This window comes from Stieleria neptunia (assembly GCF_007754155.1).
GTDB lineage: Bacteria > Planctomycetota > Planctomycetia > Pirellulales > Pirellulaceae > Stieleria > Stieleria neptunia.
Genome location: NZ_CP037423.1, coordinates 4,725,671 through 4,740,307 on the forward strand (window position 1 = coordinate 4,725,671; position 14,637 = coordinate 4,740,307).

Annotated in this window: 8 protein-coding genes; 2 read left to right on the forward strand and 6 right to left on the reverse strand. The window is 55.0% G+C overall.

The features are described from left to right. Nucleotides 1-123: 123 nt before the first annotated feature. Entirely contained in the window at nucleotides 124-672 is a 549-nt protein-coding gene (locus Enr13x_RS16405) for an ECF-type sigma factor (protein WP_145387834.1), read from the forward strand. Nucleotides 673-696: 24 nt separating this feature from the next. Here the strand turns inward: Enr13x_RS16405 and Enr13x_RS16410 are convergent, their stop codons facing one another. From Enr13x_RS16410 to Enr13x_RS16430, 4 genes are all read right to left on the reverse strand, one after another. Beyond that, nucleotides 697-2,151 carry a serine/threonine-protein kinase gene (locus tag Enr13x_RS16410; protein ID WP_145387836.1) on the reverse strand — a complete coding sequence of 485 codons (1,455 nt, stop codon included), beginning with the start codon at nucleotides 2,149-2,151 and terminating at the stop codon, nucleotides 697-699. A 24-nt stretch (nucleotides 2,152-2,175) separates the two neighbouring features. Further along, complete coding sequence (locus tag Enr13x_RS16415; protein WP_145387837.1) at nucleotides 2,176-3,165, reverse strand: WD40 repeat domain-containing protein; 990 nt, start codon at nucleotides 3,163-3,165, stop codon at nucleotides 2,176-2,178. A gap of 71 nt (nucleotides 3,166-3,236) precedes the next feature. Next, nucleotides 3,237-4,157 carry an ISAzo13 family transposase gene (locus Enr13x_RS16420; RefSeq protein ID WP_231743739.1) on the reverse strand — a complete coding sequence of 307 codons (921 nt, stop codon included), beginning with the start codon at nucleotides 4,155-4,157 and terminating at the stop codon, nucleotides 3,237-3,239. Nucleotides 4,158-4,500: 343 nt separating this feature from the next. Then, the gene (locus Enr13x_RS16430; protein ID WP_145387839.1) at nucleotides 4,501-7,599 is read right to left on the reverse strand and encodes a hypothetical protein; all 3,099 of its coding nucleotides are present in this window, start codon (nucleotides 7,597-7,599) and stop codon (nucleotides 4,501-4,503) included. A gap of 394 nt (nucleotides 7,600-7,993) precedes the next feature. Here Enr13x_RS16430 and Enr13x_RS16440 point away from each other — a divergent pair, with 394 nt between their 5' ends. Then, entirely contained in the window at nucleotides 7,994-8,914 is a 921-nt protein-coding gene (locus Enr13x_RS16440) for an ISAzo13 family transposase (RefSeq protein ID WP_231743739.1), read from the forward strand. Nucleotides 8,915-8,928: 14 nt separating this feature from the next. On the opposite strand, the gene Enr13x_RS16445 is transcribed toward Enr13x_RS16440, so the two are convergent. After that, nucleotides 8,929-9,672 carry a serine/threonine-protein kinase gene (locus tag Enr13x_RS16445; protein ID WP_145387841.1) on the reverse strand — a complete coding sequence of 248 codons (744 nt, stop codon included), beginning with the start codon at nucleotides 9,670-9,672 and terminating at the stop codon, nucleotides 8,929-8,931. 54 nt (nucleotides 9,673-9,726) lie between these two features. Beyond that, a complete protein-coding gene (locus Enr13x_RS16450; protein WP_145387843.1) occupies nucleotides 9,727-14,388 on the reverse strand; it encodes a CARDB domain-containing protein in 4,662 nt (1,553 codons plus the stop codon). Between the last annotated feature and the right edge of the window lie 249 nt (nucleotides 14,389-14,637).

Consider the following 14,637-nt stretch of genomic DNA (forward strand, 5'->3'; position numbering starts at 1 on the left):
TCACTCCAGCGACCATTGGGGGCTGAAACGGAGATGCGTTCGCAACAGACGGTGGAGCACGATATACTCCGATGACTTGGTCCAATACGCGGCCCCAGAGTGTTTCCTCGATGAGCCAACTTCATGACGGATTCTTCTCGAGCACAGGCGCCGGAATGGCGTCGGTCGATCTACGACCAATTGCACAGAATTGCGGAAAAGGCGTTACGAAATGAGACGCCGGGGCATTCGTTGCAGCCGACGCTTCTCGTCAATGACGCGTATCTACGACTGCTGGAACAGAAGAACGTGGATCCGGAAAACCGCTCGCAAGTGGTCGCAGCGGGGGCAACGATTATCAGGCGGTTGTTGGTCGATTACGCGCGTCGCCGCAAGGCGAAAAAGCGGGGTGGAGCGGAGGGGCGTGGCGTTTCGATGTCGATCGACCAGGCGGATCAGAAAGACCAAATCGACATCCTGGATCTCAATGATGCACTCGACAAATTGAGCCGACAAAATCCGCGGGCTGCGAGGGTGGTGGAACTCAAGTTTTTCGGAGGCCTGTCGGGCGACGAGATGGCATCCGAGCTAGGCGTCACTCGGGTCACCGTCCAAAACGATTGGCGGCACGCGCGCGCTTGGTTGTACACCGAACTTGGCAACGAGTCCGATGCGGGGACGGGGACGCCGTAGACGCCCGGGCGGTGCATCGACTGTTCACGTCCCCGTGCGAATCGCATGGAGCGCTTGCGAGAGTTCGCCCGCGGTTTGAATCCGTTTTTTGGGGTCTCTCGAAAGTCCTCTCTCTATCAGATTTGACAGTTCGAAACCGACGGAGGGATTCAACGATTGGATCGACCTGGGGACCGTTTCAAGCTTCAACTGAATCAACTCTGCGGCCGATGTCGCCGGATGTGGAAGCTGTCCGCAGAGAAACTCATACAGACAAACGATCACGGAATAGAGGTCCGACGTTGGTCCGACATCGCGTGATCCGCAAAGCTGCTCGGGTGACATGTAAGGAAGTGTCCCACAGACGTCTTTGGATCCCGTGATCCCCGAGTAGCCGGCGGTGGAGTAGCATTTTGCGAGCCCGAAATCGGCGAGTTTGATGTGCAAACGCTCCTTCAATTTGTATGCCAGCAGATTGGATGGTTTGATGTCTCGGTGGACGATCTCGCGGTGATGCGCGTACTCCAATGCTGCAAGCATCTTGATTGCCAGCCCCAGCGACAGTCGCACACGACGGGAATCGGCGGTTTCATCGAGAACCTGTTGAATGGGAATGGATGAAACATATTCCATTACGATATAGGGAGTGTCTTTCTCGATCCCAAATCCGAGGCAGCTGACAATTTGTGGATGATCAAGTTGCGACGCTATCGAGGCTTCGCGATAAAAAAGCTGACGCGAGCGTTCCCGGTAAACGAGTTCGGGCAACAGTGTCTTGACGGCAACCGTGCGGTTGGTGCCCAGTTGTTTGGCTCGGTAAACCGTGCCATTGCCGCCTGCGCCGATTCTTTCCGCGATCTGATAACCGCGAATCGCGAACACGTCGGATGCGTTTGGTGATTCGAGACTCGGTCGGGGTGGCGGTGGCTGATCAAGGGTTGCATCAAAGGCGGTATCCCGGGCAAGGCGGATCTTCATCTCACAATCGCCGAATCGCAGCGACTTGCCTTCGCCCAAAAGGACCAATGAATCGGGCAAACTTGTCACCGACTCGCGATACCGAACAAACAATGCCAACCCCCGCTCCAAGATCAAACAGCCACAACGACCCGCAGCCCGGGCATCACTTGGCAACTGGATGTCCGTACTTTGGTCGGTGCCAACCACGTATTGTCCCGGGACCAGCAGTTCGCGGTGCTGGACGGTTTCGTCGATGGCGACGGAAAGCACCACCGTCGACGACTCTTGTGGAGGGATGGCGAGTGGATCGATCGTTTCCTCAATTGCAGTCTCAGCCGGTTCGATCCCAACATCCTCTTGATTTTGCAGTGACGCCGGGTGGTTGGGAGCACGGGAAAGGTCGCTGTCCATCCACTGGCGAAAGAACTGCTCCCGATCGATGCCGTCGACAAGGGGGGCGAGTTCTTCCAGGCGACGGTCGCCCGCGGACGACGGCTGGCCGGTTGCTTCCTTTGCAGGGTGGTTCTGTTTGTCATTCATGGGCTTGGGAATCGATCACGACGCCTATTTCGGGGGAACGACATTGGGCGGCGGAAGCCGAAAATGGTTCTCGTCCGCTGGCGGTGTCGAAAGGTCCCATCGTAACAAGCAGGCTTTGTCGGTGGGCGCGAGCACCATCGAGCCTTTCCGATCAAACCGCGGGTGCAACGCCAGGCGAGACGACAAGCCATCAAGGATTCTTGCCGAGTGGAAGGGCGACTTGACGGCCAGGTTCCTGTCACCGGCCGGAAGGATGTACTCCGCATCGGGTTCTTCACGTGTCGGTTTTCGCAGTCCGTCGGCGAGAATCGATTCTAGGCTCTGATTGACAAAGACACGCACAGCCCCATCATTCTCGGCGCCGTTGGGGATCCAACTGCCGACCACGTCGGTCTTGTTGTCGGCAAAACGCATCTGGATGTCCCTGCCATTGACTTGCAGCGGCTTTTTTTTGCCGGTCGCCGTATCATAAATTGACAATCTGGAGGGTGACGCGATCATCAGATGCCCTCCCGTGTGACTGAGATGCAGGGAACCGATCGGACGCCGCAACGAGAGTGGGAACTCCTTCTGCTTGGCGTTGGTTTGGAGATCCCAGACGTACGCTTTGCTGTTTGAGTCGATCGCGACAAGAGTCGTTCCGTCTTGTGAACAGGCGAGTTTCGCGATGGGGACGGAAACACCCGAAAGGGTCGCGAGAACCTCCCCCGATTCCAGATCGATCCGTCGGATCACGTCGTGCGCGGCGGGGACCGGCTTGTCAGGGACTGGGACCGGCTTGTCAGGGACTGGGACCGGTGCAGCCCCACGTGTTGAAGCCCGACGTGTCGCGGCCCGCATGGGGCCGCTCGCAACCAGCAGCGTGTCGGTGCTTGCATCGTAGGCGAACGCGTGAATGGTTTCACCAGGGCGTTCGAGCGATCGCAACAGGTCGCCAGACAGGTTGTCCCAGACGTCAATGCAGCTACCTCCGTTGGGATCACAGGTGTCGCGATGGGAGCTGAGCGCGATCACCTTGGACGCGTCCCCGTCAAAACGCCAATCCAGCCAACCCTTGGAGAGACTTGTTAGGACCGCCGGAACAATTAGTGTCGGTTAATTGGCGAGAATCGATAGTTCCATCTCGGTATTTGTTCGTCAAAAACTGTACGCAGAGCTGCTTTCATTGTTGCGGTCGCGTTCTCACCCGTCTCGTACAACCCTCGCAAGACGTTGACCGTAGTGCGAAGGCCGGTCCGAGTCGATGTGTTCCGCATCAACTTGACAACTGTTTCCAACTTATCGAAAAGCATCCCGGAGCAAGCACGTCCAAGATGCGGAAAAAAACGGCGTTCAATCGGATTGTATTTTGAACAGTAGCTTGGATAGTGGGCTACCCGAATTTCGATGCCGATCGTGTCGACCAACTTTTGAAGGTAGTGCTTGAAGATGTATTTTGAAGCTGAGTTGCTACCGCCGCAATCGCACAATAGCAAAATGGAATTGGTATCCGGATAACAACGTTTCCCTATCCGGTTCCAGTACCATTTGAGGCTATCGGTCGCGAAGCGACTCGTCTCGTGAGAGAGTCCAATGTTGACGTGCCCAGCATTTCGTCCGATGTCGTAGATTCCGTGAGGAATCACAACGCCATCAGCCCAACTCGGAAAGTCGTGGTCGAACGCTTCAATGGGCTCTGTGGTGCGAATGCGACCGGCCCGGTAAAGACGGCCCAGGAATTCTTTGCTTTTTGTGTCGATCGAAAAGACCGGATTGCCGGCAGCCTGATAGCTCTCCACATGTCCTGCGATGAGATCAAACTGCTGCTCGCGATCCGCTGACAAGCCACCGGAAATAGTTTTGATCATTTTTCGAAAACCGATCTTCAAGCTATTCAGCCAAGCGGAGACCGTCTTGTCGCTCACAGGGGTGCCGGCCTCGGCCGCCTTCTCAGCCATTTCAGTGGAGGCCAGGTTTGTGTAAACCACGTCGGGCTCATCAGGATCGCCTCCAACACGAACGCTCAATAGTTCGTTCAGATTGTCTTCGAGGTCGGGATCGGTTTCGATCTTTTTTTTCGTCCAGCACCTGGCCGCCGTATCCTACCTTTCGCCGGATCATTGGAGAGTTGATCGAGCTCAGCGATACCTCGTTCGATGGTGCGAGTCGAGCAGCCCAGTAATTGACTGATGTACGGTACACCTCCTCGCCCGAGACGCTGTGCCTCGACAGCCGCGAACCGACGGCGATCCTTTTCGGACAAGGTTGAATAAAAATCGACTGCTCGCTTGGCAGCCAGATCGTCAAGCTGATTTTCGAATACAAACGCCATCCTTGGCACCCTCGCTGGTGGATTGAGACGCGGAAAGTCTACCCCATCCAGCGAAAACCCGCGACACTAATTGTTCCGGCGGTCCTTAGCTCAAGGCTTGATTCGGGTAAAACCGCGTCGATGACTCTGGCATGACCATACGCGACCGCCAGAATGCCGCGATCTTGCTTCGCAAATTTCACGTCACGGGAGTGAAGCCCGCTTGAAAAATACGAATAGGTCTGTAAGAGGGTCTCAAAATACGGAACTTGAACCGTATAGATCTGTTCGACGGCTTGCGTTACGGGGAAAATTTGCTTCAGGACCATTCGGACGCGATCGTCGTCCGCTCGCAGTTCGGTTAGCTCAATTGGCATTTGGCACTGCTCGTCACTGCACAAGACAATTCTGTTCTGTTCGACGACCTTGACATAATAGGTCGTTTCAATCGTTTTGTCGGTTGCTCCAGAGGTGACAATCAATCGATGGACTCGAGCGCCGAAGGGAATTTGGCGTTCGAGGATTTCGATTTCATTTTCAACCATCTTTCCTTCCACGGTCTGGTCCCGATCCGATTCCATCCACTTTGTCACTGGGATCTCTCGTGTTCGTGTCTCCGTCCGGTATTTAAGTGCCTGTACTTCGCGCGAGGCCTCTCGGAGCACTGGCGAGGACTTGACGTCGATCAGGTGTAGTCCGGTCGCCGTATCAAGAATCTGAGCTCCAGCGTCGCTGTTAACCAAAATCCGTGAGCCGTCATCGTTCAGGTCGATTGATGGGAGATCTGTGCTAGATTGCGGCGGCAAGAGCAGCTTGCGATAGAGTCGCTTCAGCGATGTGCGATCATGTACGTCGACATGTGATCGGCCACGACTGCATCCTGCCCTGCCTGGGCTGTCGCATCGCTCGACCCACAGAACTGCCAGGTGTTCTCCCGCGGAATCGAGCTGGTCTGGGGTGTAGCCGGGGGAATCGAGCGATCCGATTTCAGCGGCATCGCTGACCAGCCAGCGGCGAACCGTCCCGTCCTCGGACGCCGACAGAAGCTCATCACCCTCGGGCGAAAAGAGACAACGGCTGACAATGGCGCGATGCCCCTGGAACGTGCGAACGAGTTTTCCGTTCCGCGCATCCCAAATGCCAAGAAAGCCGCCGGAGGCATTCCCGCCAGACGCGTCGCTGGCATCAGCCGACGTCTTGGCATCAGTCGGCGTCCAGGGTAGCTCTCCCGACCCGCAGATCGCAATCTGGGTCCCTGATGGAGAAAAACGCACATCGCGAATCTCGACTCCGGGGATCTTCCAAGTCTTCATCGATTCGTCCGCCAAATCCCAAAGGCGGATGGTCCCTACGCCGTCGGCTGTCACGATGCTGTCATTGCGGGGATGAAACCGGACGCACTGAATTCCACCTTCATGTCCAACAAGGTTGTGCCGGATCTCGCCCGAGGCAGTGTCCCAAATCTTCAAGATTTCCTGCTTCGGCGCACTGCAGGCCGCGAGCCGTCCGTCGTGACTGTCATCGATTCGAGCAGGGCCTTTCAGCGGTACGGTGACGCCGTCAGCTTTTCGCCCGGATGTTGGCCAAATTCGTAGATCCCCAGCTTGATCTGCGGTGGCCCACGCTTGTTGATCGGGTCGCCGGGCGATCAGATTGACGCGGGACTCGTGGCCTCGAAAAGTGGTCCAGCCATCTTTGGTTCGCGGAGGGGATCCAAAATCGGTCGATACATGTCCTGCCCCGGACAAGATCATTGTGTTCCCCAATCTATCTTGGTTGTGGTAATCAACTCGGGTTTCTGATTCAGACAGTGGACGTACTTGCCCGGCACCCGCGATCCCGAAGATCGGCCGACCGCTTTTTCCCCACGTCGTGCCCTGGCAATCCAAACGGCTTCCATCGGCGGTGAACGCCAATCGACCAATCGGCTCAACCAGACCTTTCGGCTGAAACGCGAGCGCAACGTCGGAGTCGGAGAAATGGAAAAGTGAGACACTCGGTGTGTCGCCGCGCGGTTTGCCACCGACGGCAACGACCGGGCGTTTCGGATGAAACGCCATATCCGCCGGAGCCATCGGCATCTTCGTCTGCCACAGTTTCTTTAACGAGTAGCGGTCCCGTTGTTTGATCAGTTGCCACAGTGTGAGGCTTCCGGTATCCGGTCCGTCTTGTTGAACCGACAGGAGCGAGTTGGAAGAGGCTGGAAATGCAAACTCGATTAAACGAGAAATTTCGGCCTGGCCGACTTGTTGCAGCGTTTCACTGTCCCAAAAACGGATCACACCAAGGCTGTCACCCGTCACCAACAATGAACTGTCCGGGGTCCATGCGACCGATTGAAGCGAATTTGAATGTCGAATGCGAAACGGCGTACCGAGGGCACGACGGCGAAGCAAACTATGTTCGACACCGCGAAATCGCCAGGGCATCCGATCAAGCAACTGATGCGACCGTTCGATTCGCTCTTCGGACAGCGCCAAAGAAACTTGTTCGAGTTTCTCGGCATAGTCGAGCAGTTCGGGATCAATCGGTCGATCCGTATCGATTGCCGGTTCTGCTTCGGCGGGCGGATCGGCAATTGGTTCGTCTTCGGGCGGCGGCGCGTCTTCGACCTCGCTGGGAACTGGCTCCACTGGCTCCGGGATCGCCAAGACCTCTCGCTGCATCGACTCCAGCGGCTCGATCGCCTTGGATTCAATCTCCGAAGCCTCGGCGATCTTTTGGACACCGACCACAAAAGTGATTCCGCTGGTCGCCACAACGGAGGCCGCGGCGGCGATGATCCAAGCCGCCCAGTGCGGTCGCTTTCGTCCCCAATGAACCGTTTGCGTGATCCACGACGGCTTGGTCGCTTGGACCAGTTCACCTTCACACCATCGCTGAAGATCGTCCGCCATTGCGTCACAGCTTTCGTACCGATCGGTTGGGTTCTGGGACAGTGCCTTCAGGCAGATCGCTTCCAACGCGACATCACAATCGGCTTTGGTCTTCGAGGGCGGCGTGATGTCACCTTTTGCAATCTGGTTCAAGACCGCATGGGATTCTCCGTTGAACGGCTTTCGTCCCGCAAGGATTTCATACAGCATGACGCCCAGGTTGAATTGATCCGAAGCGGGACCGACTTGTGACAAATCCCCTCTCGCTTGTTCGGGTGACATGTAAGGACCGCCGGAACAATTAGTGTCGCGGGTTTTCGCTGGATGGGGTAGACTTTCCGCGTCTCAATCCACCAGCGAGGGTGCCAAGGATGGCGTTTGTATTCGAAAATCAGCTTGACGATCTGGCTGCCAAGCGAGCAGTCGATTTTTATTCAACCTTGTCCGAAAAGGATCGCCGTCGGTTCGCGGCTGTCGAGGCACAGCGTCTCGGGCGAGGAGGTGTACCGTACATCAGTCAATTACTGGGCTGCTCGACTCGCACCATCGAACGAGGTATCGCTGAGCTCGATCAACTCTCCAATGATCCGGCGAAAGGTAGGATACGGCGGCCAGGTGCTGGACGAAAAAAAAGATCGAAACCGATCCCGACCTCGAAGACAATCTGAACGAACTATTGAGCGTTCGTGTTGGAGGCGATCCTGATGAGCCCGACGTGGTTTACACAAACCTGGCCTCCACTGAAATGGCTGAGAAGGCGGCCGAGGCCGGCACCCCTGTGAGCGACAAGACGGTCTCCGCTTGGCTGAATAGCTTGAAGATCGGTTTTCGAAAAATGATCAAAACTATTTCCGGTGGCTTGTCAGCGGATCGCGAGCAGCAGTTTGATCTCATCGCAGGACATGTGGAGAGCTATCAGGCTGCCGGCAATCCGGTCTTTTCGATCGACACAAAAAGCAAAGAATTCCTGGGCCGTCTTTACCGGGCCGGTCGCATTCGCACCACAGAGCCCATTGAAGCGTTCGACCACGACTTTCCGAGTTGGGCTGATGGCGTTGTGATTCCTCACGGAATCTACGACATCGGACGAAATGCTGGGCACGTCAACATTGGACTCTCTCACGAGACGAGTCGCTTCGCGACCGATAGCCTCAAATGGTACTGGAACCGGATAGGGAAACGTTGTTATCCGGATACCAATTCCATTTTGCTATTGTGCGATTGCGGCGGTAGCAACTCAGCTTCAAAATACATCTTCAAGCACTACCTTCAAAAGTTGGTCGACACGATCGGCATCGAAATTCGGGTAGCCCACTATCCAAGCTACTGTTCAAAATACAATCCGATTGAACGCCGTTTTTTTCCGCATCTTGGACGTGCTTGCTCCGGGATGCTTTTCGATAAGTTGGAAACAGTTGTCAAGTTGATGCGGAACACATCGACTCGGACCGGCCTTCGCACTACGGTCAACGTCTTGCGAGGGTTGTACGAGACGGGTGAGAACGCGACCGCAACAATGAAAGCAGCTCTGCGTACAGTTTTTGACGAACAAATACCGAGATGGAACTATCGATTCTCGCCAATTAACCGACACTAATTGTTCCGGCGGTCCTAAGCGAGTGTTCCGATCAGTTGTTTATCACCCGGCATCTGCAATTGAACATCTTGCCGCAGCGCCAATCCGAAATCGGTCAGCAAGGCATTGCCCCGCTGATCGATCAAGATGTTATGCGGTTTGACATCGCGGTGAACGATCCCTTCCGAGTGGGCATAGTCAAGCGCCCGGGCAATCGAGATCATCCACTGGACGGCTTGCTCTGTTTCTAAACGCTCCTGTTTTAACAACGAGGCAAGCGATGGGCCATCGATGAGCTCGCAAGCGATATAGGGTTGTTCACTGGATCCGACTTCGTAAACGGCAACAATGTTGGGGTGTCGAAGCCGCGCAGCCGCCTTGGCCTCATCAAGTGTTTTTTGATGGATTCGATGATCGTTGCCCAGCGGAACTTTGAGGGCCAGTAGTCGGTCGAGCAGCGGGTCAAAGGCTTGGTAGACGCGCCCGAATCCCCCTTCGCCCAGCTGACGCCGAATCTCAAATCGCCCGACTTCCGTAGGAATTTCTTCTTCGGGGCCCCTTGTTTCACCGGGCTTCGTTTTGGAATCACTGCGACCGCGACTGATGGCGTTCGTCAAAGCGGTCTCCAAATTCGCCAGCGACAAGTCCGAGTTTGACCGCTGGACGTTATCGACCACAAAGGCACTTTCGCAGCGAGGGCACTTCACGCGTTTACCGGCGAGGTCAGGCGAAATCTGCAAGGACGACTCGCAATTCGGACATTGGGTCTTGAGCGGCATCGGTTGTGTTTTCGTGTCAGGTCCAAGAGGAACGTTCGGATCGACGAAGTACGATCAATGGGTTGGATCAAGATCTGAACATTGTATTTCAAATGTTTCCAATGCGAAGTCGACTTGTTCAGGCAAAAAGGGTTCCGATGCTTGTTGGACCGCTGGCGGATGAATTGCGTTGATCAACAGGTTGACATTACTGGGACGAAATACAGGCGTCGGTGCGGCCAGTTGGCGAAATGCAAGATCGACGTTTGACGCTTCGGTTTTTGATTTCGGAACCGCGTTCAAAAGACACCGACGGGCGGCCAAATTCGCTACCAATATGTCAGACACCTTGGCTGGAGAGGCCTGCTCCGATGTGACGATGTTGCGGCCGGTCACGTCGATTGCAATCGCATTGATCACGTGAAGTGCGTCGAGGGTGGAAACGATTCGATCTCCGGAGACATCATAAAATGGCGTTTCCGGATCATAGGGATGGGCATCTAAATTGATGCTCGGTCCGTGCCGGCCGAGTTCATTGATCACGATCAACGCGTCCAACGGCGAGACATTTCCGTCGGCATTGACGTCGCCATATCTCAAACGGTTTCGCCAGGGGCTGATCGGATCAGAGTACCCGGAGATGGAGATCCGACCACTGGTCTGTACCGCTGGCACGGCGTGATTGCTACTGACGATCGCGTGCAAGAAATAGTCTCCGTCTGCGAATCCTTGTTTGGAGAATTGAAATTGATTGATGGCCGGTTGGTCCGGTGCGGACTCGCCCAAGTAGGTGCCAGACGCATCATCTGGACTGGTAGAAAGATAGAACGCAATGCGACTATCCGGCGCAAGATCAGAGGCGTCGAATTCGATCACCACAAAATCGTCGTCTTGCCGAACATGTCCGAGATGCAAATCGTGAGCGTCCAAACTGACCCATGATCGTAGCGACGGTCTTCCGGATCCCATCGATCGCAAGGTCCACTGCCCGGGATCAACATTCCGTGCCGCGATGACAATCGAATGGTCCGTCCCCATCGATGAGACAACCGAAAGATCCGAGTGTTCTACGATTGCTTGTGAGGTGATCCGATCTCCTCGGGGCGACAGAAGTTCGTAATCGCCAACCGATGAGGATTCATCCCACTTGATCTCAAAAATGGCGACTCCGTCTGTATCGGGCAGGTCGAACACTTTCTCGTGACTCAAATGGTCAACCCGCTCTGATTCGCCCGGCGAAACGACTCGGAGGCGAGATGAGTCTTCCGCGTCAACCTCGTCGAATCCGATTTGTGAAACACTGCCATCCAATGCGACTTTGATGCCCCAGTCATAGGTATCGCCAAACAGTGGAACTCGCACGTTGCCCCACACAGAGATGTAATCATTTGCGTGCGTAGCGTCGTGGAGATACTGCAGACGGACTTGTCCATTTTCGACGTATGCAAAAGGCGCCAGGGCCGGGGGCAGATCGACCGACACATCTGCGGTGGCATGCAGGTTTAGCTGGCTATCACCGCGAATGGTCATCTGCCCAGTCGCTATCCCTAGGATATCAAACACTCCCTCGGCAGAGAGATAGCCTTCCGACCAGTTCAATTCCGCTTCTGCGTCTGCCGTTGCCATGCCGAGCATCACATCCACCTCTCCCGCAAGTGACGCATGATTTCGATCCCAAATGGTTTCTGCTTCGATTTCGACGATGGATCCTTCAAATTCGTACCCGCCAAGCCAGTTAGGCAGCGGTGGAATAGCAATGGCGGGACCATACGTCGCGCCCACCGAACCACTGAAAACGGTCGGATTCGGATCGGAGGCTGCAAGGTGCTTCAATTCACCTCCGATCGATTGCAGGTACGCGCCGGAAACACCGATCGGCTTGTCAATCTTGTCAGCTTTCAGCTCGATTGCATTGAGTTTTCCGTTCAAGACTTCGACGGAGGCGCTCAGCTCAATTCCGCTGGGGATCTGCATCACGCCGCCCGCAGCGACCTGGTTGCTGATTGTGTTGATTTTCAAGAACGCTTCCTTGAGAATCCACTTTTGTGAAAGCTCAAAATCCACCAAAGAGAGGCGGCCTGCGACTTCCCATCCGTCGTTGAGATCGGTATCGGTGGGGCCGTCGACTTTGGGTGTGTAGCGAATGAAGTTGTCACCGCTGAAATCTCCGATGACCTTTGCATCTTTGTAAAACCCCGCCAGTTCCACGTTGCCTTGCATGGTCAGACTGTCGCTCGGCCCGTCGTAGATGACTTGCAAGCCTTCCGCCTTGACATCCAGGTTGCCGGCGATTTTGAAATCCAGCTTCGGGAAGGGGACCGCAATTTGGTTGGGGTCGGACGGGAGATCGAACAGCCCTATCGACTGAAGAAACTTTCCAATCTTTTGGCGTTCTTGTTCGAACGTCGATCTGAGTAGCAAGAAGGAAGCGTTTTCCAATCCGAACGCGTTCTTTCCCGAAAGGATCAGTCCGTTCGCAGCGGTCAACGCCAGCAGGTAGCTTGTGTCGGTGTGAAAGTAATAGGGGCTGTTTAGCCATGCCGTACCACTTCGAACGGATGATCCAATGGTGCGATGGGATGAGAACTCGCCTGGTGAAGTTCCGACGCGGTCCACGAGAAGTGGTAGCGAGTGCCACTTGTCGAAGCGAAACGCGGTGTCTTCAAAACTGTATCGGATACTGTTCCCCTCCAGGAATGCCTCTCCGGCCATGGTGACGACATCTCCATTGACATAGTGGTGTACGACATCGCCTGCCTTTTCTGCCAAAAATTTTTCGGCATGTGTTTGTGAAATCCCTGGAGAATTGAACGTGATCACATCTCCAATGGTGGCTTGTGCCGTTGCGTCTGCGGCGAACCATTGCGCCAGTGCACCGCCCAAGCTGTGACCAGCAAAAGCGACCCCAGTTCGTCCTGCCAACCAATTCAGAACCGTGTTGCGACTCCTCGAATACTGGCCATATCCGACACCAACAAAATGCGCATCGGCGAGCCAGTCTGTTGGCTCGGAGGGTTCCGTTCCACGAAAAACAAGAACCGGATCCAAATTGCGCGAGGTAAAGGCCGCCGCAAAAAATCCATCGGTCGCGGACCAAACTTTATCAACCTTCCATCCTTCGACATTGACGACTCGGGTTTGCTGGGGCACTTGCGACAGCAGTTGTCCCTGGTGATCCAACAGGCTCGTCCAGCCATTGGACTCGTCTCGATAGATGATTTCACGAGAAATGTACTCCAACAGCTCGTGACTATACATTGCGTCGGCGGGATCGAGAGTGATCAGGTTATTCGATTCATTGAGTTCGGAAATCTGCTTGTCCGGGTCAACCACTAGCTGCATATACCAAACGTCGTTGTGAGGGTTCTTTAGAAGATCTGCCGGCACCCGAATGGACTGACCGGGCTGAAGCTTGATCGTCTCGTCCAGCAAGGAGTGGCCGACGCGATCATCCCAACCACGGCCGCTGGCCCAAAAAACAGACACGGGCACTTCACCCTCAAATGGACCCGCTGATTCGACGTCATACTCGATCTCGATTCCACCACCGGCGTCGTCAGAGTATCTGGTGATTCGTCTTGCGATCAAATCGGGCCTGTCGACGCTGAGTGCGACTTTGTCCTTGCCGATGGCTTGATTCTCATTGTTGTGTTCCCAGTCCCATTCGGGGACGTCCTGGTCACTATCAAGACTGATTCCGAGATGCAATCCATCGGCAGATTCAAATCCCGAGGGAGGGTTTGTCGGGAGGGTGATTGTGATTTCCGATGATTTTGATTCACCTGGATTCAAGGCAGGTACCCGCACCCAAGCCAATGGTTGATCTGAATCGAGTTGTACCGACGCATCGGCCGACAGTAGGATCGCAGCTTGTGACGCCTTGGTTCGTGCAATACCTTGATTCTTGACCTCGTATTTGACGGTCAGTTCACTGCCCCAATCAATTGAGTCGGGCTGGTCCACTTCGAAGTTCGTTCCGATAAGATCTGCAACAACGACAGTAGCTCGTGCGGTCAGCTCACCGATCGACTGGTCGCCGGCCAGGACCGTGATGGTGGCCGATTCTTCATATCGATAGTCTTCAACTTGTGACGCCGACTCCGAAGCGTCGAAGGAATCGTATTGAACCCAAAACTGATTGATTCCCCCCGACACTTCGATCGTCGGGTGTTGGTTGGTCATTAGTTGCACCGGATGGCGGCTGGGCACCCCAACCTTCACAGCCGTTCGAACTTGATCCCCAGCCGCAACGGGCGGGATCACGATTGTCTCCCAATTCGCCTCTGGTTCCTGCCCCGGAATGAAGCGATAGACCAGATGCTGATCGATCGATGTGCAAAGCGGTTTGTTTTCCGGCTTGACGTTTTCCGTCACTTTCATCCAAGAACCAATGATCCAATGTTCTCCCTCGGGACGATCGATTTCGCGGAATGGTTTGATCGAGGCATGAAAATCCGCGTAGGAATCGTCTTCCGTCAAGACTGCGTTGGACCGATTGGCTTGGTTCAAGTTCAAGGAACCGGAGGTCTCGAAAATGGCATCGGTAGCGCCAGACGCCTCGACGGCAATCGCCGTGTCCGCGAATTCTGAATAGTTCCAGGTTTTGCTGTAGAGTCCGCTCTGCCCCTCAGCTCCGGTGAGAAAGCGAACGTCCGATTGAACGCCACTGACACAAAACAGACGCCGATCTTCGAGCTTTTCCAGTCGACCAGGTTGGCGACTTTTTCGAAAGTCCATTGTGTGTTTCCCATCTTTGAACTGCAGGATCCGCGTGACGCGGTTGAATCTGCCGGCATTTCCAAACTGCTTGATCCCGTCAAAATCGATGGCGAATTCTGACGCCGTCCTGTCAAACGTTTTTTGGGGATTCTGGAAACTGCGCCCCGATTGACGCTGTCAAATGCAGCCAATCACTTCGGCCTCCGGGGACGTGCGAGGGTGGTAACGTCCGAGTGTTGGGCGTCCGGACCAAGAAAAAGGGAGGGA

What these genes read in the sequence shown, in the direction of transcription:
- Enr13x_RS16430 (WP_145387839.1), bottom strand. Translation starts at nt 7,599, where the DNA reads ATGTCACCCGAACAAGCGAGAGGGGATTTGTCACAAGTCGGTCCCGCT.
- Enr13x_RS16445 (WP_145387841.1), bottom strand. Translation starts at nt 9,672, where the DNA reads ATGCCGCTCAAGACCCAATGTCCGAATTGCGAGTCGTCCTTGCAGATT.
- Enr13x_RS16410 (WP_145387836.1), bottom strand. Translation starts at nt 2,151, where the DNA reads ATGAATGACAAACAGAACCACCCTGCAAAGGAAGCAACCGGCCAGCCG.
- Enr13x_RS16450 (WP_145387843.1), bottom strand. Translation starts at nt 14,388, where the DNA reads ATGGACTTTCGAAAAAGTCGCCAACCTGGTCGACTGGAAAAGCTCGAA.
- Enr13x_RS16405 (WP_145387834.1), top strand. Translation starts at nt 124, where the DNA reads ATGACGGATTCTTCTCGAGCACAGGCGCCGGAATGGCGTCGGTCGATC.